Annotated in this window: 1 protein-coding gene; it reads right to left on the bottom strand. The window is 47.6% G+C overall.

What is annotated here, in order from left to right; translation table 11 throughout:
* Positions 1-332, bottom strand: a 332-nt coding sequence (locus ACXIUA_RS01525) for an ATP-binding cassette domain-containing protein (RefSeq protein WP_457975946.1), incomplete at both ends; no start/stop codon positions are given.

Raw genomic sequence — 332 nt, 5'->3', positions numbered from 1 at the left:
GCTCCTGAGTCAGGTTATGATTTATCAGGTTGGCTTTTAGTTTCCCTTCATGCATCACCAGTACACGATCGCTAAGGCCGAGCACTTCAGGTAATTCGGAAGAGATGACAATAACGGCAATACCCTGCTGGACGAGTTGGTTAATTAATTTGTAGATCTCGTATTTCGCGCCAATATCGATACCCCTGGTAGGCTCATCAAGAATGAGAATGCGCGGGTTGAGTAACAGGCAGCGAGCGAGGATCGCTTTTTGCTGATTACCGCCGCTCAAACGTCCAATAGCAAGGTCGGGGGACGACGTTTTAACTTTGAGTTGCTGGATTGATTCCAGA

It is taken from the genome of Corynebacterium sp. UMB8791, assembly GCF_054166365.1.
The sequence above is the reverse complement of the archived record's forward strand: the minus strand, read 5'-3'. Positions and strand labels throughout refer to the sequence as shown.